Consider the following 23,533-nt stretch of genomic DNA (forward strand, 5'->3'; position numbering starts at 1 on the left):
GTGCCTCTTCAGGGACGACGCAGAGCGTCTTCGGCACCATAGCCGTTCGGCAGGACGGGAGCGGCCGAGCCCGAGACGCCCTTGAGGCCCTCGAGCAGGTGCTTGCCGATGAGCGCGTCCTGCGGCAGTTCGATCGGGTACTCGCCGTCGAAGCAGGCCGAGCACAGCCGGGTCTTGGGCTGTTCGGTGGCCGCGATGAGCTGCTCCAGCGACACGTACCCCAGCGAGTCGGCGCCGACCGAGCGGCGGATGCCGTCGTCGTCGAGGCCGTTCGCGATGAGCTCGGCCCGCGAGGCGAAGTCGATGCCGTAGAAGCACGGCCACTTCACGGGCGGCGAGGCGATCCGGACGTGCACCTCGAGCGCACCGGCCTCCCGCAGCATGCGGACCAGCGCGCGCTGGGTGTTGCCGCGCACGATCGAGTCGTCCACGACGACGAGCCGCTTGCCGCGGATGACGTCGCGCAGCGGGTTCAGCTTCAGCCGGATGCCCAGCTGGCGGATGGTCTGCGACGGCTGGATGAACGTCCGGCCGACGTAGGCGTTCTTGACCAGGCCCGACCCGTACGGGATGCCGCTGGCCTGCGCGTACCCGATGGCGGCCGGCGTGCCGGACTCCGGCACCGGGATCACCAGGTCGGCCTCGACCGGGTGCTCCTTGGCGAGCCGGCGGCCGATCTCGACGCGGGTGGCGTGCACGCCGCGCCCGGAGATCGTCGTGTCCGGCCGCGCCAGGTAGACGTACTCGAAGATGCAGCCCTTGGGCTCGGGCGTCGCGAACCGGGTCGACCGCAGGCCGTCCTCGTCGATCGCGATCAGCTCACCGGGCTCGACCTCGCGCACGAAGCTCGCGCCGACGATGTCGAGCGCCGCGGTCTCGCTCGCGACGACCCAGCCTCGTTCGAGCCGGCCCAGGACCAGCGGCCGGACGCCGTGCGGGTCGCGCGCCGCGTAGAGGGTGGACTCGTCGGAGAAGGTCAGGCAGTACGCGCCCCTGACCGCGGGCAGCAGCTCCAGCGCGGCCTGCTCGACGCCCTTGTCGGCCGCCGCGTGGGCGAGCAGGCCGCAGAGGATGTCCGAGTCGGTCGTGGCGCCGTTGCGCTCGACGATGCCGAGGCCCTTGGCCTTCTCCAGCAGCTCGGCGGTGTTCACCAGGTTGCCGTTGTGGCCGAGGCTCAACGCGCTGCCGGTGGCCGTCGTGCGGAACGTGGGCTGCGCGTTCTCCCAGGTCGTGGACCCGGTGGTGGAGTAGCGGCAGTGCCCGACGGCCACGTGGCCCTTGAGGCTCTGCAGGACCTGCTCGTCGAAGACCTGGCTGACGAGCCCGAGGTCCTTGAAGACGACGACCTGCGCCCCGTCACCGACGGAGATGCCGGCGGCCTCCTGGCCGCGGTGCTGCAGGGCGTAGAGGCCGTAGTAGGTCAGCTTGGAGACATCTTCACCGGGAGCCCAGACGCCGAAGACGCCGCACTCCTCACGGGGTTCCTGTTCGGGCTGGGAATGGTCGGCGACCACCGAGTTGGCTCCCTCACGAGTGGGGCTGGCTGCACCCCGAGTGTAAGTGGCGCAGGGTGTGGTAGACCCCCCTCGAACCCCTGGTGGGGTGACCAAACTCATGCCTTCGGCCGCACGCGCGCGGGTGTCAGGCCTTCCGGCAGGTCCTCATGTGGGTCACGACGTTCGAGTTGCCGAACGCGCTGCCCTTCTCCTGCTCCACCAGGCAGAGGACCTCGTCTCCGACGTCGGCACCACCGGAGACGTCGCTCTTCAGGTTGGACAGCCTGGTCAGGTCGCTCGGGTCCAGGGCGCCCTTCGGAGCCTCGCCCACCAGCTCGAGCCGGAAGAGCTCGGTCGGGGTGCTGTCGTCGAACGACACGATCTTGTAGCGCACTTCCCCTGCCTGCCAGCTCGCCGCACAACCGGTGAGCAGCAGGCAGCCGAGCAGTGCGGCGGCGAGCTTGCGCATCAGTGCCCCCGTCCGACCTGCAGGACGTCCAGCACGCGCCGGTCGCCGGTCATCTCCTTGAGGTTCATCCGGTTCCAGAGCCAGAAGTAGACGAGCTCGGCCTCACCGGTCACCTGTGCGTCGCCCTCCTCGCCGGGGGCGGCCGCACGGATCTCGGGGGCCTCGTCGGGGGTCAGGGAGATCAGCCAGGACTCGGGGACGTCGGTCGTCCTGACGACGGCCGTGCCGGGGGCGATGTTCGGCACGTCGCCCTCGGTCTTGGCGGCGACGATCGTGGTCAGCACCTCGTCGACGCCGTCGACGCAGAGGCCGGGGTCGGTGCCGGCGACCTGCCGGACCACCGTCTGCGCGTCGAAGCGGCGCAGCACCGTCTCGTGGGCGATGCGGCGGTGCCACACCCACGCGAGGTCGGGGGCGGCCGGCGAGAACGTCCACACCGGGCGGTTCCCCGGTACCGCGGCCAGGATCTCGGCGGCCGCGGTGAGCTGCAGGTCGAGGTACTCCAGCGGCGAGAGGCCGGCGGGCGGCGGGGGCGGCTCCAGCTGGGTGCGGCTGCCGGTGCGCAGGTACTCGGTGGAGGTCTCCAGGAAGCGCGCGAGGTGCACGACGAGGTCCTGGACGGTCCACCCCGGGCGCGTCGGCACCTCGGCCGTCGGATCGGCTTCCGCCACCGCCTTGCGGAACATCTCCGCCTGCTCGACGAACACGGCGGTCCACCGCTGTGCCGTCCACCCCGTCTGCACCATGAACGACATCGTGCCCCAAACAGTCATCGCATGAGCGGGGAACCGGACATCATGCTTCTGCGTCGCATGGATCGAAGACCAACCATGGGGGTGGCGGATGGCGATGTTCGGCGTTGAGCCCGAACTGCTGCGCAACGCGTCGAAGGAGTTCGGCAACGGCTCGGACGCGGTGCGCGAGGCGGCGGAGATGATCTCGATGCTCAAGCTGGACGCCGGTGCGCTCGGCGAGGTCGACGCCGCCGCCGAGTTCGCCGACGCGCTGTCGAAGTTCGCCGGCACGCACTCCCAGGACCTGCAACGCGGTTCCGCGTGGCTCACCGACGCCGCGGAGGGCCTCGTGTCGAACGCCGAGGCCTACCAGCGCACGGAGGAGGACCACGAGACCGTGCTGAAGAAGCTCTTCTCGGGACTGGGGGGCGGCAAGTGAGCTACGTGGACCCGGAGGCCCTGTACGGCAGGCTCGCGGCAGGGGACGTGGGCCGGATCGCCGCCGCCGCGGACCCGATCACCGGTGCGATCAGCGCGGTCAGCCGTGCGGGTGACTCGGTCGCCCGCGGCGGCAGGACAGCCGTGAGCAGCTGGGTCGGTGACGCCTCCGGGAAGTTCACCGCGCGCGCCGACCTGTCCGCCACCGCCGCCAAGGCAGCCGGGGAACGCCTCGGCGCGGGTGTGGACATCGTCCAGGCCGCCTCCCGCGCGTACGGCCAGATGCGCGGTGCCGCGGACCAGGCGATCGGCGTGTGGCGCAGCCGTCCGCCGGGGTTGGACGAACAGCAGACCCGCACGCTCGCCAACCAGGTCAACGACGCCCTGAGCAGGGTGAAATCCGGCTACGAGAACGTGCTGCGGTCGTACGCGGGTGCCCTGGGGAAGATCCCGCCCGGTTTCGAACAGGCGGCAGGAGCGGACAGCGGCTGGAGCCGCGCCGCCCAGCGCGCCGGCGGGCCCCTGCCTCCCGTGCCGCCGCCGGGCAGCGACCCCAAGATGGTCGCCGACTGGTGGAAGTCGCTCAGCAAGGACCAGCAGGAAGCGCTCAAGAACACCAAGTACCAGGAGCTCGGCCAGCTCCGCGGGCTGCCGGCCGACGTGCTGGACCACGCGAACCGCAAGCGCATCCCCGAGGACGTGACCCGGTTCAACCAGCAGAAGGACCAGCTGCAGCGGCAGCTCGCCGACCGGGCGCGCGAGCTGGGCGTCGACCCGAACTCGGCGGCGGGCCAGCGAGCGCTGCGCAACGACGCCCAGGGCTCGCAGCTGATGTCGCAGTACGACGAGGCGGCCAGGCGCGCGAAGAACGCGGAGGACGCGGCCGGTGCGTTGAAGACGGCCGACGAGCTCAGCCAGGAAACCGGCAAGCAGGCCTACGTGCTCGCGTGGAGCCCGGACGGCGCCGGTGCCAAGGAGGGCGCCATCGCCGTCGCGTTCGGCAACCCCGACACGGCCGACAACGTCGCGGTGACCGTGCCCGGCACCACGTCCAAGCTCAGCAGCTTCGGCCTCGACCAGGCCGCCAACCTCAGCGCCGAGATGGGTCCGAACGGCGCGGCGATCCAGTGGCTCGGCTACGACGCGCCCGAGTTCCTGCCGGGACAGGTCAACGACCCGGCCCAGGCGCGGGAGGGCGCGGCGATCCTGGCCCAGGACGTCGAGGGCTACCGGGTGACCAACCCGAACGCGCACGTCACGGTCGTCGGGCACAGCTACGGCAGCACGGTGGTCGGATACTCGGCCATGGACAACGGGCTCAAGGCCGACGACATCGTGTTCGTCGGCTCGCCGGGCGTCGGCGCGTCGAACGTGGACCAGCTGTCGGCCGGTGCCGGGCACGTCTACGTCGGCGGCACCGAGCACGACCCCGTCATCCAGGCCACGAGCGGCGACTGGTTCACCAAGGACGGCTCGTCGACCGGACCCTACGACTCGTCGTTCGGCGCGAAGACGTTCGGCACGTCCGGTGAGTCGTGGATCGGGCACGCGCACTCGTCGTACTACGACAAGGGTTCCGAGTCGCTGCAGAACATCGCGCGGATCGCCAACGGCGACGGCGGCCAGGTCACCGAGCAGCGGTGGCAGGACGCGCCGACGCCGCGGGAGGTGCCGGGCTCGAACCTGCCGGGCATCGGGCCCGTCATCGACTGGGGCGTCAACACCGGCAAGGAGGTCGTCGACATCGGCGAGGACGTCTGGCGCGGCGGCGGCCAGGTCGTGGACGACATCTCGCGCGGCAACTGGGGCGACGCGGCCGGGCACGCGTGGGACACGACCAAGGAGGTCGCGAGCGACGCCGGTGACGTCGTGGTCGACACCGTGGGCAACGCGGTCGAGCTGGGCCGCGACGTCGTCGAGGGCGTCGGCGGCGCCATCAAGACCGTCGGGTCGTGGTTCTAGAACTTCACGACCGGCAGCAGTGGTGACAGGTCGGCTCGGGTCCCGGAGGCGGTGACCCGAGCGCCGTCCAGGGCCTCGTCCCAGCTCAGGTCCCCGGTCGCGAGCTCCAGCCACGTGCGGGGGTCGGTCTCCACCACGTTCGGGGGCGTTCCGCGGGTGTGGCGCGGGCCCTCGACGCACTGCACGGCGGCGAACGGCGGGACGCGGACCTCGACGCTGCGGCCCGGCGCGATCTGCTCCAGGGTGCGCAGGCTCAGGCGGACGGCGGCGGCGAGCACGGGGCGTTCCGGCTGGTCGGCCTCACCGCGCAGCCAGGGGAGGACGGCCTGCACCGCGGCGCGCATCTCGGCGGGGTCGACGGCTTTGGCTGGCACGGCGCCCACATTAGCGAAGGGGCAGCGGCGGTCCCGGCGCTGTTGGTATATGTGGGCGGTGATCAGGAACTTCGCCGTCGTCGGTCCCGGGCAGGCGACCAGGGAGCGGTTGACGGCGGCTCTGCAGGCCGCGCCGGGCATGGCCGTCTACCGGATCGGGCGCGGCGCCGACCCGTTGCCGGTCTCGGCGACCTTCGACCCGGCCGACCAGTCGGGGTGCAGGAGCCTGCTCGACTGGTTCGAGCGCGGTGCGCCGAAGGGCGCGGTGCTGCTGGTCGACGACTGGGCGTTGTGCTCCGAGCAGGACCCGGAGCTCGACCGGACCGTCGAGTGGATCGCGGCGTTCGGACCGGGGCGCGGTGTGCAGACCGTGGTCACCGCCCGGAAGTGGGCCGACCTGCCGTCCCGGCTGCGCGGGCAGCTGCACGGCGAGCCGACGGACTTCCTGGCGCTGCACGGCATCGACGCCGACCTCGACGACATGTGGCAGCGCGACGACCTGACGGCGGCGGCCGGCGTCGACGACCGCGGGTGGCCGGTCCACCTGCGGGTCGGCATCGGCAGTGCCCTGCACCGCGGCAGCCCCGACCAGTTGCGGAGCGCGCTGCTCGGCCTCATGTCCACGCATTCGGCCGACCGCCTGCAGTACGTCCTCGTCGACGGCAACGGCAGTGGCGTCTTCGAGCCGTTGTCGTTCTCGTCCCAGGTCGCGCACACCGTCACGCCGGACGACGAGGCGGTCCTGGCGCGGCTGGTGGACGGGCTGGCGGGCGAGCTCGGCCGGCGCCAGGAGGCCAGGAGGCACGGCGAGACGTCCCCCGAGCTGCTGATCTGCGTCGACGGGCCGGAGGCGGTCTTCCGGCGCGAGCCGCAGTTCCGCGAGATCCTGCTCTCCGTCATGCGCGCGGGACGGTCGCTCGGCGTGCACGTCCTGTACTCCGGCGGCGTCCCGCAGATGCCCCACGAGCTGCCGGAGTGGCCGCTCGCCACGCCGACCTACGACCTCGGCGAGATGCTGGAGCTGCTGCCGCACGCGCCCGGTGCCGGCGAGGCGCGGGAGATCGTGCTGCCGCCGCTGGGCCATGACGGGAAACCGCTGACGCTCGACATGCTGCCGCCGGGGGCGCTCGGCGTGGTCGACAAGCCCTACGAGCACCGCCGCGACGTGCTCGTCCCGCACTTCACCACCGAGCTGCGCCACGGCGCGATCGTCGGCGCGCCCGGCACCGGCAAGTCGACGGCGCTGCGCACGCTCGCCACCGTTCTCGGCGACCTCAGCGCCTACCAGCTGCTCGACGGGCCGGGCGAACCCCTCGACCCGGAACGGCACATCGTCGTCACCGCGCGCACGTGGAACCAGGTGCCGCCGTTCATCCGCGACAGCCTCGCGTTCGGCATCGAGCTGCGCCTCGACGACCCGGCCACGTCGCTCGTCAGCGCCCGCAGCGCCGCGACGGTGCCGTTCCTGCCCGGCATCGGGCTGTCCGTGCGCGACAAGACCGCCGTCCAGATCGCCCTGCCGTGACGGTCTACCGGATCAGTCCCTCCGACCAGAGCGTCCTGGCCTGGTTCGAACGCGGCGGCGAACCCGGCGCGACGTTGCTCGTCGACGACTGGAAGCTCTGCGCGGCGAGCGATCCCGGCCTCGCCGAGTCGCTGCGGTGGATCGTCGCGACGGTCCGCGACGTCCGGGTGGTGATCACCGCCGGAACGCCGGACGAGGTCCCCGCGCACCTGCGTTCGTTCGTGCGCACGGACTTCCTCGCCCTGCACGGGCTGAGCGCGTTCACCAAGGCCGCCGCCTGGAAGGGCGACTGGTCCCGGGTTCCGATCGGCCACGACGGCGGCCCGGTCTCGGTCGGCCTCACGCACTACGACGGGCAGTACCGGACGGGTTCGCACCTCCACGCCACCACGCCGGACACGTTCCGCAGCCTGGTGCTCGGCCTGATGACCACGCACTCGCCGAAGCTGTTCCAGGCGATGCTGATCGACGCGCGCGACACGGACGCGTTCGACGGGCTCGACAAGGCCCCGCACGTCCACAGCCACTTCCACGAGGTGGCGGCGAACCCGGAGCCCGTCACCACGATGCTGCTGGCCGAGTCGGAACGCCGGCTCGAGGTCGTCGGCAACACCTGGACGATCTTCGACCACCGCGGTCTCGACCAGGTGCTCCCGCAGCTCCTGGTCTGCGTCACCGGTCTGGAGGAGATCCTCGCGGAGCACCCGGACTTCGCCACCACCCTGGCGACCGTCGCCGAGGACGTCGGCAAGTCCGGCATGCAGCTGCTGCTCGACAGCCCGCACCCGCTCGCACCGCACGAGGTTCCCGCGTGCACCGTGCCGGCGAACCTCGGCGAGGTGGCGAAGTCGTTGCCGGAGCTGATGGTGCGGGCCGAGCCCGTCCCGGACTTCTTCGCGCTGCACGGGATCGCGGACTTCGACCGGCAGCGGACCTGGCGGCGGCGCCCGGCCCGCGAGCAGCTCCGGGTCACCGCCGGCACCGACGAACACGGTCAGCCGGTCCTGCTCGACCTCAAGAGCGCGAGCCTCCAGGACGGGATGGGCCCGCACGGCGAGGTAGTCGGACCGCACCGCCAGGACCTGCTCCGCGCGTTGCTGCTCGGCCAGATGCTGTGGCACCCGCCGGACGACCTCCAGCTCGTCCTGGTCGACTTCGCCGGCACGGGCGTGTTCGCCGGGCTCGACAAGGCACCGCACGTGCGCGGGCACTTCCGCGGTCTGGTCCCCGCGACCGCCGACCGGCTCGTCGAGGCGCTGAAGGGCGAGCACGAACGGCGCCTCGCCGTCCTCGTCGCCGCCGAGCACCGCACGACCTGGGACTACCGGGCGGCCCGCGACCAGGGCGCCCCGCTGGACCCGTTGCCGGAGCTGCTGATCTGCGTCGACGGTGCTCCCGAACTGCTGCGCGCGCACCCGGAGCTCCTGGAGGTCCTCCAGGAGTTCGGGCGCCTGGGCCGCACCTATGGCCAGCACCTCCTGCTGTCCGGCACGACGCACACCGAGGACCTCCGCAGCGTCCTGACCTACCGCTTCGAGCACACGCCGAAGGGCTGGACCCGGCGCATCAGCAGGTCGGTGGAGAACCTCGTGCTGCCACCGGACCTCGACGACCGGACCAGGTCGCTGCCGCACGCGATGCAGAAGGTCGAACCGCTCCACGACCCGTTGCTGCCGCCGCCGCTGCACGAGTGGTCGAAGCTCACGCTCGACGAGCTCGGCACCATCTCGCCGGAGCACAACGCCGTCCCGCTCGGCCTGCGCGACAACCCGTTCGAGCACTCCGTCGAGGTCTTCCACGCGACCTTCGGGCAGGGCGGCCACGGCGCGATCGTCGGCAAACCGGGTTCCGGCCGCACGACGGCGATGCGGACGCTGACCGAGTCGATCACCAGGACCTTCGGGTCCACCGAGAACTTCCGGCTGGAGGACGGCCCGCTCTACGGCCGTCCCGGCGAACGGCACGTCGTCGTGACCGCATCGACGTGGGCGGAGGTGCCGCAGTTCATCAGGGACGACCTGGCCTGGGGCGTCGAGCTGAAGCTCGCCGACCCGTCCTGGTCGGCCGTGGACGAACGCCGTCAGGCGAACCTCCCCGACCGGCCGGGCACGGGCCTGTGCGTGCGGGTCAAGCGGCAGGTGCGTATCGCGACCTCATGACCGGCGCAACTTCCGTTGCGCGTCATAGAGGTTGCGCGGCGTGACGTCGGTCGTGCCGTACAGCTCCAGCCGCGAGTTCAGCTCGCCGGTGAAGTCCGGCTTGTCGACCTGACCGAAGTCGCGGACCTCCGAGATCGCGACGGTGGCGCTGCACGGCGCGACCTGGTCGATGCGGACGTTGCCCGCGCGTTGGTTCGTGACGGTGACGTTCCAGTGCGTGAACCTGGCACCGTACAACGGACCCGCGTTCGCGCTGCCGCCGTGCGCGCCGACGTTGTTGATGGTGATCTCCGTGCGGACGTTGGCGAACGGCAGTCCGCGGTGGGTGTCGAAGACGTCGTGGTCCATGTGGCCGCGCGTCCAGACGTTGCCGCACGACAGGCTTTCGACGTTCAGGCCGTGGTTGCCCGCACCGGCCTGCGACGGCTCGGACGGCGCCTCGACCACGAACCCGTCGGTCAGGTTGTCGTGCGACTGCTCGCGCGTCGCGTAGGCGTGGTGGTGGCCGCGGCCCGAGACCCGCGTGTTCAGCAGCGAGACACCCTTGGACGACACCAGCAGGAACCCGTTGTCGACGTCGTGGACGTGCACGTCGTCGGCCCAGCAGTCCCACGCGCACTGGAACGCGAGGCCGTTGTACCCCAAGTCCTGCAGGTGCTTCGGCGTAGGGACCTTGTTCATCTCGATCTTGATGCCCTCGACGCCGGCGCCCGTGATCACCGGTGCCATCGTCGTGAGGCGCGCCTTCCACTCCGGGCGGATCTCCAACGGCAACGGCTGCGCGAGCTTGACCCTGTCGCCGCGCACCCACTCCACGCGCACCGGCCACAGGAACGGGAAGTACGACAGCAGCTTGTCCTTGTCGTCCCACCGGTACGTCGTGGTGCCGGGGACGTCGCCGCACATGTGCCTGGGCAGCGAGTAGCCGGAGTCGTCCAGCCGCAGCAGCACTCGTTGCCCGGCCCGCAAGGACCGTCCATTTTCGACAGTCACGACGAACGAACCCCGTGCCGCGGCACCGGACACGGCGGTCAGCGTCTCTCCGGCCTCCAGCTCGTTGCCCGTCCAGCCCTCGAACGGCCAGCGGTGGTCCCTGATCGCGTCGACCAGCGGCCGGTAGCGGTCGCGGTGGCACACCCAGACCAGGCCGCCGGACCAGCTCCAGGCCGAGTTCTCCGAGCCGTACCGGCTGCGATTGATGCCGATGATCTCCTCCAGCGACCGGGTCGCGTAGAAGGTCGTCTTGCCGCTGCCCGCTCCGCGCAGCACCACGTTGTCGTAGCCGATGTGGACGACGTCGTCGATGCGGTACCGCCCGGCCGGGACGAGAACCGTGCCACCGCCCAGCTTCCCGACGAACTCGACCGCCCTGTTGATCGCCGCGGACGCGTCGGCCGACCCGTCGCGGCGCGCACCGAAGAACAGCACGTTCGCGAGCACGGGACGACGAGGGGGCTTCTCGCCGGTGCGGTAGCCGGCGTAGGCGATGTTGGGGATCTGCGGGTGGTCGTGCGGGTTCGCCACGAACTCCTGCCACAGCGAGGCGGGGGACGCTGCGGACGCAGTCCCCGTCGTCGCTGCCGACCCGACCACCGCGACCCCTGTAGCCAGCAGGAATCGTCGCCTGTCGATGTTCATTTCGCCGTCTCCCGGGGGGCCACGGCGGCGGTGGTCAGATCAAACCAGAGATCAGCCGCTCGCGGAACGGACCGCTTCGCTGATCAGCTCGTCCACCTGGTGCAGCATCCGGCGGGCGTCGGTCGGCGTGAACGTGCTCCACGGCGGCTGACCGGCCGTCGACCGGCGTTGCTGGAGGTAGCGGCCCTCTTCGGTGTCGAAGAACGCGACCACGCGCTCGGGCCGCCAGCGTTTGCCGTACTTGTCGCGGGCGGCGGCACCGAAGTTGCCGGTGTGCACGAGCCCGGTGAACATCGTGACGAGCGCCTGGGCGTCGGCCTCGCGCAGGCCGACCCCGCGGAACGCGGCCTCCATCGACTTCGGCGAGCCGTCGGTGCCGGCGATCGCCTTCTCGATGTCCGCGCTGGGCAGCGTCACCGAGAGACCGGTGCCGGCGGGGTGCGAGGGCAGCACCGACAGGACCGCGGAGGCGAGCCCGGAGCCCGCCCACGGCTGGAACGTCAGCTGGTCGTCCCTCATCGTCGCCAGCGCGCCCCAGTCGCCGTTCGCCACTGCCAGGACGCGCAGGCTGTGGCCGAGCCAGAGGCGGCCGTCCGCCTCCCGCTCGGGCTTCACGAACATGCGCAGCAACCCCTCGAGCTCACCGGAGAAGCCGCGCGAGTTGCCCAGCCGGCGGTGGTCCAGCTGCCGGTAGACGCGGTTCTCGAGCTGGATGCGCTCGTCGCGCGTCTTGCCGGGCGAGGGGACCTTGAGCACGAGCGGCATGGGACCGGCGTTCAGCCGCTCCCACACCACGTCGAACTCCTCCGCGGAGAGGGTGATCGGCTCCCTCTCCGCCGGACCGCCGAACAGAGACATCTACCTGCTCATTCGGGAAGACCGCCGATGACCGGCGGTGCGACCATGCGGTCGTCACCGAACACGTCCTCGGTCTCGACCAGGTAGTCGGCCGCCTTGTGCTCGATGTCGTCCTCGCCCTCGCCGCGCTGGCCGTGGGCACCGCCGGCGCCCATGGCACCGCCCCTGCCCGCGGCACCCGCTCCGGCGCCACCGCGACCCGCGGCACCACCGGCGGCACCGCCGCCGGGACCCGAGCCGAAGCCGGAGCCCGTGCCGGACAGGCCACCGGGCTTGAGCGCGCCCTGCTGGCCGGACGAGCCGAGCGACCCGGACATCGGGCCGAACGCCTTGCCGCTGCCGAGCTGGCCACCGCGCACGCCGGTGAGGTCCTTGCCGCCACCACCGGCGACCTTGCCACCGCCACCGGGGACCTTGCCGCCACCGGGGACCTTGCCGCCACCGGTACCGGGACCACCGGCGACCTTGCCACCGCCGGTGCCGGGACCACCGGTGCCGCCGGTGCCGGGCCGGGTGAAGATCGGCCCGCCGGGCGGGGTCGGCGAGGGCGTCGGCGTCGGGGTGGGAGTCGGCAGGTTCGGCGGCGGCGTCGGCGTGTTGACCGGCGGCAGCGTCGTCGGGGGCTGCGTCCACGACACGTGCGTGGTGTCGGTGGGCGGCGTCCACGTCGGAACCGGGTTGCCGGTCGTCGTGGTGGGCGTCCACGAAGCGTGCGTGGTGCCCGTGCTGCCACCCGGCGGCGTGTAGCCGGCGGCCGACGGCGAGGAGTAGCCGGCGCGCGTGCTGCCCGTGCCGGTGTCGGCCGGCGGCGGCGTGTCGATCACGACCTGCGGCGGGTTCGGGAACTCACCGAGCGTCGAGGAGTTCCAGCGGCTGTCGGACTGGTAGTCCTCCATGACCTTGACGGCCTGGGCCGCGGCGTTGTCCGCCGCCGCCTCCTGCCGTTCGTGGTCGAGCTGCTGGCTCACGACGTGCGCCATGCCGACGGGACCGGTCAGCGCGCCGGCCGCGATGTCGAGCAGGCCCGGCTTCTCGGTCGTGACGGGCACGACCTCGGGCATCTTCTTGCGGGCGTCCGCGATGAACTCGCCCTGCAGGCGCGCGGAGCTCTCCATCGTGGTCGCGCCGGTCTCGGCGAACCCCGCCCACTCGGCCAGCGGCGACAGCGCGCCCTGGGCGGCGTCGGAGGCGTCCGACTCCCAGGCAGCGCCCATCTTGGTCAGACCGGAGTGCAGGTCGGAGTCGATCTGCGCGAGCGTCGCGGCGATCGCCTTCCACCCCTGTTCGACGGGGATGGAGGCGGAGACGCCGGGACCGGAGTTGATCATCTTGTACAGCTCGGGGTGTCCGTACCCCTGGAAGCGGTGGTCCGTCATCGGTCAGGCCTCCTCTCAGTCCCTGTCCCGCAGGTGCTTGCCCCACATGGCCGTGTTGTCGCCCTCGGTCTGGCGGTACTGCTCCTCGATCATCTTCAGCTGGTCGATCACGCCGACGAGCTGTTCGCGGTAGACCTTCAGCGCCGCGAGCGCCTTGTCCGAAGTCTGTTCGTTGAACGCCTTCGACGTCTCGCTGCTGATCGGGTCGCCCGCCCAGGGCTTCGTCGGCAGGTCGTGGACAGCCGTCTTGATCTTGGCGTCGAACTCGTCGAGCGCGCGCTGGAACGCGGCCCGCGCCTGCGGAATGGCATGTGGCTCGACGCTCAGCTTGCGCTGCCCGAACTCCGGCGGCAGCGACGTGCTGCCCCCTCCGTCCGCGAGTTGCACGGCACACCCTCCTCAGTACGGCCCCCCAGTATTGGGCCGCGTGTGCTTTTGAAACGACTTTAGCTCTGATGCGTGACGCGAGTGACCGGTTCCCGGTACAAGCCGGGTAGTTCTACTCATCGTCACCTGGTCATGAGAACAGGCCCGACCGCCATCGCGAGCTTCGTCGCCTGTTCGCACGCCCCGTCCACTGTGGCCTTGTCCTCTCCGAACCCGCCCACGGCGTTCACCAGCAACAATTGCCCGTCATTGGCATCGACGTAAACATCGCAGGCCGGACCGGCAGCGCTGTCGCGCTTGTCGATGTACGCCGGGTAACCGGTCACTCGCACAGCGGTGAGCTCCGCCTCGCCGACCGTCTTCTTGAGCCGGTCGACGCCGCCGTTGAGCACCGTGTAGATCGACGACGAGTACGCGGGGTTCTCGTAGTTGTTGCTGCACGTCTTGGTGCCCTCGCCATAGTCGGCCTGCGGGTCGCGCGGCGTCACCAGGCGGACACCGAGCGCCGTCTTCACCTCGTCGGTGTAGAGCGAGCACGGGTCGAGTGCCTTGAGGTCGACGGCCTTCGGCCGGTTGCCGGCCGGGGAACCGGTGGACGTCCCGGTCGCCGGCGCGGGATTGCCCGTGGTGGGGGTTCCGGACTCCGTCGGAGAACATCCGGTCAGGACCGCTGCCAGCACGAACGGGACGGCAAGTCGACGCATGCGGGTCAACGTACCGGGTGGCCGGACACGCACGGTCGCCAAGGGTGTGTCCCGCGTCACCCGGAAGGTGCATTGCCGCGGACCCCAACAAAAGGAAACCTTCTTTACGATACCCCGAAGCGCCGCCGCCCCGATGCGTCGAGGAGCGACATGCTGCGCAACCGACCACTGCCGACACTGGTCGTGGCCGCGGTGGGCCTGGCCCTGCTGGTGCCGGGCACCTCAGCCACCGCGGGACCCGTGCCCGGCACGGGAGCGGCGCTCACGGTGGCCGCGAGTCCCGGAACGACCTCCACCATCCCCGACTGGCGTCTGCAGAGCAGCGCCAAGGCCACGCAGTCCGGTGACGTTATCTCCGGACCGGCCTATTCGGACTCCGGGTGGATGACGGTGCCCGCGCGGTCCACCGTCATGGCCGGCCTGATCGCGAACGGCAGGTACCCGGACGTCACCTACTCGCAGAACCTCAAGCAGGTCGACGCGAACGACTTCAAGGTGCCGTGGTGGTACCGCAAGGTCTTCCAGGCCGACCCGCAGCCGGGCGTGCACACGTTCCTGAAGCTCAACGGCGGGGTGATCTCCCGCGGCGAGGTCTGGCTGAACGGCTTGAAGGTCGCCGGAACGGACACCGTCGTCGGCGCCTACCCGACCTACGAGTTCAACGTCACCACCCTGCTGCGCAAGGGTGACAACGCGCTCGCGATCAAGGCGTCGCCGTCCGATCCGGCCGAGGACCTGGTGATCCACTTCATCGACTGGTCCCAGCTCCCGCCGGACCGCAACCAGGGCCTGTTCCGCGACGTCGACCTGGTGCGGAGCGGCGCCGTGTCGTTGCGCGGCCTGCACGTGCTGACCGACCTGCCGCTGCCGGACCTGACCAGCGCCACCGTGACCGTGAAGGTGGACGCGCGCAACAACACCGGCAGCCCCGTCACCACGACGGTCGCCGGCAGCGCGGCGGGCCAGGGCTACAGCCGGGTCGTGAGCCTGGCCGCGAACGAGACCAGGACGGTGACGTTCCCGTTGAACGTCACGAACCCGCAGGTCTGGTGGCCGTTCCAGATGGGCGCGCAGCCGCTGTACACCGCGACGGCGGCGGCCACGGTGTCCGGTGCGAAATCCGACGAGCAGGCCACGACGTTCGGCATCCGCGAGGTCACCTCGACGAAGGTCAGCGGCAACATCCAGTACCAGGTCAACGGCAAGCCGATCCTGATCCGCGGCGGCGGCTGGGCCTCCGACCTGTTCCTGCGCACCGACCCGCGCAAGATCGCCGACGAGCTGGCGCTCACGAAGTCCATGGGGCTCAACACCATCCGCCTGGAGGGCAAGCCGGAGAACGACGAGCTCTACGACCTGGCCGACCGCGCGGGCATTCTCGTCATGACCGGCTGGGAGTGCTGCTCGAAGTGGCAGGACACCGGCGGTTTCACCGCGGAGGACAAGCGGGTAGCCGGCGCGTCCGCCGAGGGCGAGGCCAAGCGGATCCGCAACCACCCCAGCGTGTTCACGTTCCTGATCGGCTCGGACGAGGCCCCGGTCGCCGACGTCGAGGCGATCTACCTGGACGCGTTGAAGCGCGCCGACTGGCAGACGCCGGTCGTCACCGCCGCCGCCCGGCGCAGCTCACCGCAGCTCGGTGACTCGGGCATGAAGATGGACGGCCCGTACTGGTGGGAGCCGCCGGTCTATTGGTACAACAACCAGAAGGGCGGCAGCGCGGGCTTCGCGTCGGAGATCGGGCCCGGCCTCGCGATCCCGGAACGCGACGAGCTGGAGAAGTTCCTCAGCGACGCGGAGATCACCAAGCTGACCGACTACAACGCGCAGCAGTACCACCTGTCGCCGTCGGGCAACTTCAGCAAGATCGGTCTCTGGGGCACCGCGCTCGACAACCGCTACGGCAAGCCGTCCACTGTGGACGAATTCATCCGCAAGGCGCAGCTCCAGCAGTACGAGACGAACCGCGCACAGTTCGAGGCGTTCGGCCGCGACTTCTCCGACACCGGCGCGAACCAGGCGCAGGGCGTCATCTACTGGATGCAGAACGACCCGTGGCCGAAGCTCTACTGGCACCTCTACAACTACAACCTCGCCACCGCGGGGTCGTACTTCGGCGCCAAGACGGCGAACAAGGCGCTGCACGCCCAGTACTCCTACGACGACAAATCGCTCGCCGTCGTGAACATGGGGCTCGAAGCCAAGCAGGGGCTCAGCCTCCAGGTGACCGTGTTCAACTCCGACGGCACGCAGAAGGCGAACGAGACCCGCTCGGTCCCCGCCAAGGCCAACGGGTCCGTGCGGGTCGGCACGCTGCCGCAGCCGTCGGGCCTGTCCACGGCGTACTTCGTGCGGCTGCTGCTCAAGGACGCGAGCGGCAAGGTGGTCGACCGCAACGTCTACTGGCTGTCGACCAAGGCCGACACGCTGAACTACAACGGCGGCGACTGGTGGTACACGCCGCAGGCCCAGTACACGGACCTGAGGTCGTTGAGCTCGCTGAAGGCCGGCCAGGTGTCGGTGTCCTCGACGACGACGCCCGGTGCGGACGGCAGGCAGACCACTAACGTGACGGTCAGGAACACCGGCACGTCCGTGGCGTTCTTCCTGCGGGCGTCGCTGCGCAAGGGTTCCGGTGGTCAGGAGGTGCTGCCGGTCGACTGGAGCGACAACTACGTCACGTTGTTCCCCGGTGAGACCGAGACGGTCCGGGCCGAGTACCGGACGTCCGACCTCGGCGGCGCGCAGCCGGTGGTCGAACTGTCCGGTCACAACGTGTCGAAGCGCCAGGGCTAGCGCGCGTACCGGTTCGCGACGACGTCGGGCCGTTCCACGGGACGGCCCGCGTCGAGCGACCACGCCAGCCGCACGTACTGCGCGTGCGTCCAGGCCAGCGGAGTGGCCGAGGTGGTGCCTCGGCCGTTCCACACCTGCTCGGGCAGCATGAGGCCGCTGTTCGCGGTGGCCTCGATCTCCCGCAGGCGCTTCGCCGCGGTGGCCCTGTCACCGAGGAGCAGCTCGTACTCGCCGCGTTCACCGGTCAGCAACGGCCACAGCCTGCCGTACGTCCGGGTCGGGGTCGGCCAGGTGATGTTCCACGGCCTGCCGTCCGCCGTCTCGCCGTAGCCGTCCTGCGTGAACCGGTGCCAGTAGCCCTGCTCCCTCAACTGCTGGTCCACGACCCGCACGGTGTTCGCGACCACCGGGTCGTCCGCCCGCTTCACGCCCAGCCTGACCAGTTCGAGGAAGCTCGGGTCGACGACGGCGCGCTGGTCGATGTCGGTGGGGTTGTTGTCGCCGAGGTTGTACTTCGTGCCCGAGTCGGGCTTTCCGTCCTTGGTGACGCGCAGGTAGTACGGCTTGAGCGCGTACGGGCCGGTCGAGGTGGCCGTCCAGCCCTCCACCCGGCGCTGCCACGAGTCGGCGACCGCGAGGTAGGAGTCGGCGTTCTCCCCGTTGCGCCGCAGCAGGTCCGCGAAGCACACCAGCCCGGCGACGGCCGAGGCGATGGTGGCGGGCGAGTAGCCGTCCTGGTTCTCCCACCGCTCCTGCTCGCTGAACGGCGCGTCCGGGTAGTTCACCAGGTAGTCGGCCGAACGGCGCAGTGCGTCCACAGTGGACTGGTCGCGCCGGTCGAGCTGCCAGGCGAGCAGCAGCGGTGCCGCGACCTGGTCGAGCTGGACCTTCAGCCACACCGGCGTGCCGTCGACGCGCGTGTTCTGCGGCAGGTGACCGTCGGGCTGCTGTTGTTTCTGCAGCATGAAGTCCAGGGACCGTTCGGCGAACCCGCGGTCGCCGGCGGCGATCATGGCCGTGGACACGTGGTAGAGGTCGCGCGGCCAGACCAGCGCGTACGGGCCCAGCTCCGGCGCCAGCGAGCGGTCGGACCCGAACGCCCACGGGAAGCTCGGTGACGCGATCGACGCGCCGGGGTGGGTCTTGTCCTCGGTGGCGGCCAGCACCATGACGGACATGTCGTAGAGCCTGCGGTCGGCGGACCTCGGCCGCTTCAGCCCGTCGAGGTAGGTGCGCCAGCCCTGCGCGTACTCCCGTGCCACCGCACCGAAACCGCGGTCCAGCGCGGCTTTCGCGACGCCCTTGCCGAAACCGATGACGACCGTGCCGTGGGCGTGGCGCACCGGTTCGGCCGGCAGCGTGCTGACGACCTCGCTGCCACCCTTCATCGGCACGTGGTCGACCGACAGCCGGACCGGCCGCTGCGCGGTGATCTCGACCTCCGCGAGCACGGCGGCCCGCCGGGGGTCGGTGACGTAGGTGATCTCGGCGTGCCAGCCGTCGCCGCGCAGGCGCTGCCGGAACGTCAACGAGCGCGGGTCGGCGGGTTCGGTGACGGCCTGCCCCGGCTTCCCGTCGACCAGCAGCCGGGTCTCGCGGGTCGCGGGCGTGCTGAGGTCCGGGTGGAAGATCTCCGAGAGCCCCTGGTGTCCCAACGTGAACCACACCGGGCTCGCGGCGGACCTGGCTGTGCCGAACGCCTGTTTGTCCGCCGGGAGGGGAACCACCTCCGCGGCGGCGGCGTGAGCCGGTGGGGCGGACATGACCAGCAGGAGCACGACCAGGGCCAGTGGCTTCATGTCCTTCGGTGTTCCCCGGTCAGGAGATCACCACGCGAGGCAGTTACAGGTCGCCGCGCAGCAGGCTGTCGATGTTCTCCGGCGGCCCCGGCCTGGCGAAGAACCAGCCCTGGCCGGTGTCGCAGCCCAGCCGCCGCAGCCGGGCGGCCTGAGCCGGTGTCTCCACGCCCTCCGCCGTGACGCCCAACGACAGCGCGTGCGCCAGCTGCACCAGCGTGGCGACGATCTGCGCGTCGACCGGGTCCTCCTCGTTCTCGGCCCGCAGCCCCTCCATGAACGAGCCCGCGATCTTGAGCTCGTGGACGGGCAGGTGCTTGAGGTAGGCCAGGTTCGAGTAGCCCGTGCCGAAGTCGTCGATCGCGATGCGGACGCCCATGTCGCACAACGCCCGCAGCGCCTCCAGCGGTTCGTCGGCGGTGCCCATGATCGCCGACTCGGTCAGCTCCAGCTGGAGGTGGTGCGGCGGGAGCCCGCACTCGTCGAGGATGCGCTTGACGTCGCGGACCAGCTCGGGGTCGCGGGACTGCCGCACGGCGAGGTTCACCGACACGAACGGCGCCGCGTCGCCGAACTCCTCCAGCCAGCGCCGCGCCTCCTCGCACGCCTTGCGCAGCACCCACCGGCCCAGCGGCACGATGAGACCGGTCTCCTCGGCCAGCTCGATGAACCGGTCCGGCGCGAGCCGCCCGAACTCCGGGTGCTGCCAGCGCACCAGCGCCTCGACGCCGGAGACCTTCGAGTCCTCCAGGCGCACCAGCGGCTGGTACTCGACGTAGAACTCGCCGCGTTCCAACGCGCGCGGCATGGTGGCCGACAACGTGAAGCGGGCGACCTCCTTGGCGTTGCGCTCCGGGTCGTACAACGCCCAGCGCGCCTTGCCGTCCGCCTTCGCCCAGTACAACGTGATGTCCGCGTCGCGCATGAGGTCCGCCGACGTCGTGCCGGACAGCCGCCGTTCGACGATGCCGATCGACGCCGACACCGACAGCTCGTGGCCCGCGATGCGGATCGGCGCCTCCAGCTCGGTCAGCACGCGGTCCGCGACGTCGACGATGTCCTGCTCGCCGGACGAGCCCTCGACGAGGATCACGAACTCGTCACCGCCCATGCGCGCGACCAGCTTGCCCTCGCCCGACACGGAGTGGTCGAGCCGCCGGCCGACCTCGACCAGCAGCTGGTCGCCGGTGTCGTGGCCGAGCGAGTCGTTGATGACCTTGAAGCCGTCGAGGTCGAGGTAGCAGAGGCCGGCCCGCTGGTGCTTGCCGCGGTTGTTGAACACGCGCCCGAGGCGTTCGAGGAACAGCGCGCGGTTCGGCAGCCCGGTCAGCGGGTCGTGCAGAGCCTGGTAGCGCAGGCGGTTCTGGAGCAGGTGGCGGTCGGTGACGTCCTCGATCATCGCGACCTGGTACTGCGGCTCGCCGTGGTCGTCGCGCACCAGCGACAACGTCAGGTGCGTCCACACCTGCTCGCCGTCGGCCCGGTGGAAGCGCTTCTCGGCGCGGTAGTGGTCGCACTCGCCCGCGATGAGCTGGTCGTAGAGCCGCCACACGCTGCCCGCGTCCTCGGGGTGCATGAGGTCGCGCACGTTGTACTGGCGCATCTCCTCGACGCTGAACCCGAGCATGTCCTGCAGGGCCTGGTTGACGTCGAGGATCCGGCCGTCGATGGCGGCGATGCCGATGCCGATCGCGGCCTCGGTGAACATGGCGCGGAACCGGGCCTCCGACGCCCGCAGCATCGCCTCGGCCTGGTCGCGGGCGTCGAGCACGGCGGCCCTGATCGCCTCCTGCTCGGCCAGCGTGCGTTCCCGCAGCGCGCGGGCGTACCCGGCGGCGAGCGAGCCCTGCAGGGCCGCGAGCCGGGACTGCAACCGCTCGTCGCCGGAGCGCCCCAGGTCGGTGAGCAGGTCGTCGCCGAGCAGCTGGACGGTGCGGCCGAGCGTGTCGGTGCCGGTGAAGTGCGCGTCGACCAGCTTGGCGCCGATCTCGTAGCCGGGGGCGGTGCGGAACGGGCTCGCGAAGAGCGCCTCGACGAGCAGCTCGGTGAGGTGCTGCAGGTGCTGCGCGACCTCGGCCCTGGTCATCGGGACGTAGCTGGACCCGATGACCGCGGTTGCCCAGCTGCGCGCGAACGACTCGGCACCGGCCAGAACGGCCGGGTCCAAAGGAGGACGGTCCTCACGCACTCGCTGGTCAACCCGTTCAGTCATCTTCTCGGCCCTGACGCCACGAACGCGCAGCATACGGCCGGTCGCCGTCCGGAGTCACCTTTGAGCCTTCCGGCCCAGAGCGGCGAAGCCGGGAAATCGTCCGTCCGGCTCCGGGACGTCGTCCGGCGACTCCGGACGCCACGCGGGTACGCGCACCACACCCGGTTCCACCAGCGAGAACCCGTCGAACAGGCGGGTCAGCTCCGCCCTGCCGCGCAGCGTCATCGGCGTGACGTCGTCGTCGTAGATCTTCCTGGCCTCGCGCGACGCCGCGGACTCCTCGTCGCCGTCGTAGCCGGCGTGCGAGACGGCCAGGAAGCTGCCGGGGGCGAGGTGGTCGCGGTAGCCGGCGACGACGCCCCGCGGGTCTTCCTCGTCGGACACGAAGTGCAGCAGCGCGATCATCAGCACGGCCACCGGCTCGTCGAAGTCGAGCAGCTCGCTCACCTCCGGCGAGCCGAGCACGCCGCCGAAGTCGCGGACGTCGGCCTGGAGCACGCCGACCCTGCCGTTTCCGCTCAGCAGCGACCGGCTGTGCGCCACGGCGACCGGGTCGACGTCCACGTAGACGACCCTGGCACCGGGGTCGGCGTGCTGGGCGATCTCGTGCACGTTGCCGACCGTCGGGATGCCGGAGCCGAGGTCGAGGAACTGCCGGACGCCGCGCCTGAGCAGGTGCCGCACGACCCTGCGCAGGAACGCGCGGTGGTGCAGCACCACACCGCGCAGGTCGGGCATGGCCTCCAGGGTCCGTTCGGCGACGGCGCGGTCGACGGCGAAGTTGTGCGCGCCCCCGAGCCAGTAGTCGTAGACGCGCGCGATGCTGGGCCGCTCCAGGTCGACGTCCCCCGGCGCCCAGTTCGGCCGCTCCACCCGCTCACCCCACCCGCGATCGGACCGTTCCAGCCCATCATGCACCCGCCGGTTGGCAGAATGCCGACCTCGTGAGGAAAAGTTTGCTGCTGTCGACCATTCTCGCGTCGATCGGCGCGTTCCTGCTGGTCGGAGGCGTGCTGCTGCTGGTGGACCCCGGCGCGCCGAAGCACGAGGCGATCAAGACGGGCGGTCTGGCGGGCGGTGCGATCGTCGCGCTGTACGCGTTGTGGCTGAACGACCGGCGCCGCAAGGTCGAGGAGGCGCGCCAGGAGCTCGAGAGCCAGCGCATCGAACACGACAGGTCCCGCGTGGCCGACGAACGGTTCGCGCGCGCCGTCGAGCTGCTCGGGCACGACACGGCCCAGGTGCGCGTGGGAGCGATGCACGCGCTGGCCGGCCTCGCGAAGTCCAGGGTCGAGTACACGCAGACCGTCCTCGACATCCTCTGCGCCTACCTGCGCCGCCCGTTCAAGAAGTCGCAGCAGGACGTGGACGCGACGGAGATCGAGCTGGAGGTCCGGCTCACCGCCCAGCGCCTCGTCGAGGACCTGTTGCCGCGCCTGGACGAGAAGAACCCGCCGCTCTACGACCTCAACCTCACCAAGGCGCACCTGGAGTTCATGGACCTGTCGTACCGGCAGGTCGGCGACCTGTACATGCGGGTCGCGCGGTTCGAGGACTCGAACTCCTTCCACCACATGGTGATCCATGGCCACTTCTACGTCACCGAGGCCGAGGCGAACGGCCGCTTCCACCTGCACCACACGGAGATCCGCGGTCGCGCGTGGTTCAGCCGGTTCCGCTCGACCGGGATCGCCGTCTTCACCGACACGAAGTTCGGCGGGGAGACCAAGTTCGCGAACTCGGAGTGGGCGGAGGTGAAGGCGGACGGCTGTACGTTCGCGGTGACGCCCGATCTGCCGGAAGCGTGGAGGAACTGACGGTGAAGTGGTTTCTCGCGGTTGTCTCCGCTGCTCTGGTCACGGCGGGTACCGCGGTCCTGCTCTGGGCGTTGAAGGCGCCGCCGGTGGAGATCGTGAAGACCGCCGGAGTCGCGGGCGGTGCCGTCGTGGCGCTGTACGCGTTGTGGCTCAACGACCGCAAGCACCTGCTGGAGAGCGACAAGGTCGCCGACGAGCGGTTCGCGCGCTCCGTCGAGCTGCTGGGCAACGAGGCGGACCAGGTCCGGGTGGGTGCGATGCACTCGCTGGTGTGGCTTGCCAACTCGACACCGCGCTACACGCAGACGGTCCTCGACGTCCTGTGCGCCTACCTGCGCCGCCCGTTCCACCACCCGTCGTGGGACGAGAACGGCGCCGACCCCGACATGGTGTTCGCCGAGGTCCCCCCGGAGGACCAGCGGGAGCAACAGGTCCGGCGCACCGCGCAACGGCTGATCCGCGACCTGCTCTCGTGGGGCGACAAGAAGAAGCAGTACTTCGACCTCGACCTGACCGGTGCCGCGCTGGAGTACTTCCAGCTGGACGGCAGGCGCGTCAACAGGCTCACCGCCCGCAGGGCCCAGTTCTACGGCATCACCCAGTTCCGCGGCTTGCAGGTGCGCAGGCCCGCGTTGTTCTCCGGCGGGACCTTCCACGGCAGGCTGACCCTCGCGGAGGCGGAGCTCACCGGGGGACTCGCGTTCACCGAGGTCGCCTTCCAGCGCGAGGTGGACTTCCGCGCCGCGTCCGTCGGCACGTTCCTCGCCCTGACCGATCCGCCGCCTCCGAAGC

At 70.8% G+C, this 23,533-nt stretch carries 18 protein-coding genes; 6 read left to right on the top strand and 12 right to left on the bottom strand.

Annotated elements, in window-relative coordinates:
- Nucleotides 1–8: 8 nt before the first annotated feature.
- The 3 genes from purF to VF330_RS04670 all read right to left on the bottom strand — a co-directional run bounded on the left by purF (nt 9) and on the right by VF330_RS04670 (nt 2,738).
- Nucleotides 9–1,514, bottom strand: coding sequence for an amidophosphoribosyltransferase (gene purF, locus VF330_RS04660; RefSeq protein WP_330850228.1), 1,506 nt, complete (start codon nt 1,512–1,514; stop codon nt 9–11).
- 127 nt (nt 1,515–1,641) lie between these two features.
- On the bottom strand, nt 1,642–1,965 hold the full coding sequence (locus VF330_RS04665; protein ID WP_330850229.1) for a hypothetical protein: 324 nt from the start codon (nt 1,963–1,965) through the stop codon (nt 1,642–1,644).
- The gene (locus tag VF330_RS04670) at nt 1,965–2,738 is read right to left on the bottom strand and encodes a maleylpyruvate isomerase N-terminal domain-containing protein (protein WP_330850230.1); all 774 of its coding nucleotides are present in this window, start codon (nt 2,736–2,738) and stop codon (nt 1,965–1,967) included. The genes VF330_RS04665 and VF330_RS04670 overlap by 1 nt, the downstream gene beginning before the upstream one ends.
- Before the next feature lie 76 nt (nt 2,739–2,814).
- On the opposite strand from VF330_RS04670, the gene VF330_RS04675 reads away from it, so the two are divergent.
- On the top strand, nt 2,815–3,138 hold the full coding sequence (locus VF330_RS04675; RefSeq protein ID WP_330850231.1) for a type VII secretion target: 324 nt from the start codon (nt 2,815–2,817) through the stop codon (nt 3,136–3,138).
- A complete protein-coding gene (locus tag VF330_RS04680; RefSeq protein WP_330850232.1) occupies nt 3,135–5,099 on the top strand; it encodes an alpha/beta hydrolase in 1,965 nt (654 codons plus the stop codon). Before VF330_RS04675 ends, VF330_RS04680 begins: the two co-directional genes overlap by 4 nt.
- Here VF330_RS04680 and VF330_RS04685 read toward each other — a convergent pair.
- On the bottom strand, nt 5,096–5,443 hold the full coding sequence (locus VF330_RS04685) for a sterol carrier family protein (protein ID WP_414675336.1): 348 nt from the start codon (nt 5,441–5,443) through the stop codon (nt 5,096–5,098). The genes VF330_RS04680 and VF330_RS04685 overlap by 4 nt on opposite strands.
- An 88-nt stretch (nt 5,444–5,531) precedes the next feature.
- Here VF330_RS04685 and VF330_RS04690 point away from each other — a divergent pair, with 88 nt between their 5' ends.
- Nucleotides 5,532–6,998, top strand: coding sequence for a hypothetical protein (locus tag VF330_RS04690; protein WP_330850234.1), 1,467 nt, complete (start codon nt 5,532–5,534; stop codon nt 6,996–6,998).
- Nucleotides 6,995–9,157, top strand: coding sequence for an FtsK/SpoIIIE domain-containing protein (locus VF330_RS04695; RefSeq protein WP_330850235.1), 2,163 nt, complete (start codon nt 6,995–6,997; stop codon nt 9,155–9,157). Before VF330_RS04690 ends, VF330_RS04695 begins: the two co-directional genes overlap by 4 nt.
- Here VF330_RS04695 and VF330_RS04700 read toward each other — a convergent pair.
- The 5 genes from VF330_RS04700 to VF330_RS04720 all read right to left on the bottom strand — a co-directional run bounded on the left by VF330_RS04700 (nt 9,152) and on the right by VF330_RS04720 (nt 14,120).
- The gene (locus VF330_RS04700) at nt 9,152–10,795 is read right to left on the bottom strand and encodes a glycosyl hydrolase family 28-related protein (RefSeq protein WP_330850236.1); all 1,644 of its coding nucleotides are present in this window, start codon (nt 10,793–10,795) and stop codon (nt 9,152–9,154) included. The two genes, VF330_RS04695 and VF330_RS04700, sit on opposite strands and share 6 nt — an antisense overlap.
- A gap of 51 nt (nt 10,796–10,846) precedes the next feature.
- On the bottom strand, nt 10,847–11,653 hold the full coding sequence (locus tag VF330_RS04705) for an ESX secretion-associated protein EspG (protein ID WP_330850237.1): 807 nt from the start codon (nt 11,651–11,653) through the stop codon (nt 10,847–10,849).
- A gap of 8 nt (nt 11,654–11,661) precedes the next feature.
- Nucleotides 11,662–13,029 (bottom strand): PPE domain-containing protein, encoded by a 1,368-nt coding sequence (locus VF330_RS04710; RefSeq protein ID WP_330850238.1) that lies wholly within the window; start codon nt 13,027–13,029, stop codon nt 11,662–11,664.
- Nucleotides 13,030–13,044: 15 nt separating this feature from the next.
- Entirely contained in the window at nt 13,045–13,416 is a 372-nt protein-coding gene (locus VF330_RS04715) for a transcriptional regulator (RefSeq protein ID WP_330850239.1), read from the bottom strand.
- 122 nt (nt 13,417–13,538) lie between these two features.
- Complete coding sequence (locus tag VF330_RS04720) at nt 13,539–14,120, bottom strand: DUF3558 domain-containing protein (protein ID WP_330850240.1); 582 nt, start codon at nt 14,118–14,120, stop codon at nt 13,539–13,541.
- Nucleotides 14,121–14,270: 150 nt separating this feature from the next.
- On the opposite strand from VF330_RS04720, the gene VF330_RS04725 reads away from it, so the two are divergent.
- Entirely contained in the window at nt 14,271–16,916 is a 2,646-nt protein-coding gene (locus VF330_RS04725; protein WP_330850241.1) for a glycosyl hydrolase 2 galactose-binding domain-containing protein, read from the top strand.
- Here the strand turns inward: VF330_RS04725 and VF330_RS04730 are convergent.
- From VF330_RS04730 to VF330_RS04740, 3 genes are read right to left on the bottom strand one after another with little or no spacing between them, the layout of a single operon-like run.
- Complete coding sequence (locus VF330_RS04730) at nt 16,913–18,715, bottom strand: glycoside hydrolase family 15 protein (RefSeq protein WP_330850242.1); 1,803 nt, start codon at nt 18,713–18,715, stop codon at nt 16,913–16,915. The two genes, VF330_RS04725 and VF330_RS04730, sit on opposite strands and share 4 nt — an antisense overlap.
- Before the next feature lie 43 nt (nt 18,716–18,758).
- The gene (locus VF330_RS04735) at nt 18,759–20,924 is read right to left on the bottom strand and encodes a putative bifunctional diguanylate cyclase/phosphodiesterase (protein WP_330850243.1); all 2,166 of its coding nucleotides are present in this window, start codon (nt 20,922–20,924) and stop codon (nt 18,759–18,761) included.
- Between the two features lie 54 nt (nt 20,925–20,978).
- Nucleotides 20,979–21,797 carry an SAM-dependent methyltransferase gene (locus VF330_RS04740; RefSeq protein WP_330850244.1) on the bottom strand — a complete coding sequence of 273 codons (819 nt, stop codon included), beginning with the start codon at nt 21,795–21,797 and terminating at the stop codon, nt 20,979–20,981.
- Nucleotides 21,798–21,868: 71 nt separating this feature from the next.
- On the opposite strand from VF330_RS04740, the gene VF330_RS04745 reads away from it, so the two are divergent.
- A complete protein-coding gene (locus tag VF330_RS04745; protein ID WP_330850245.1) occupies nt 21,869–22,741 on the top strand; it encodes a hypothetical protein in 873 nt (290 codons plus the stop codon).
- Nucleotides 22,742–23,533: the final 792 nt, after the last annotated feature.

Source organism: Lentzea sp. (assembly GCF_036380075.1).
Classification (GTDB): Bacteria; Actinomycetota; Actinomycetes; order Mycobacteriales; family Pseudonocardiaceae; genus Lentzea.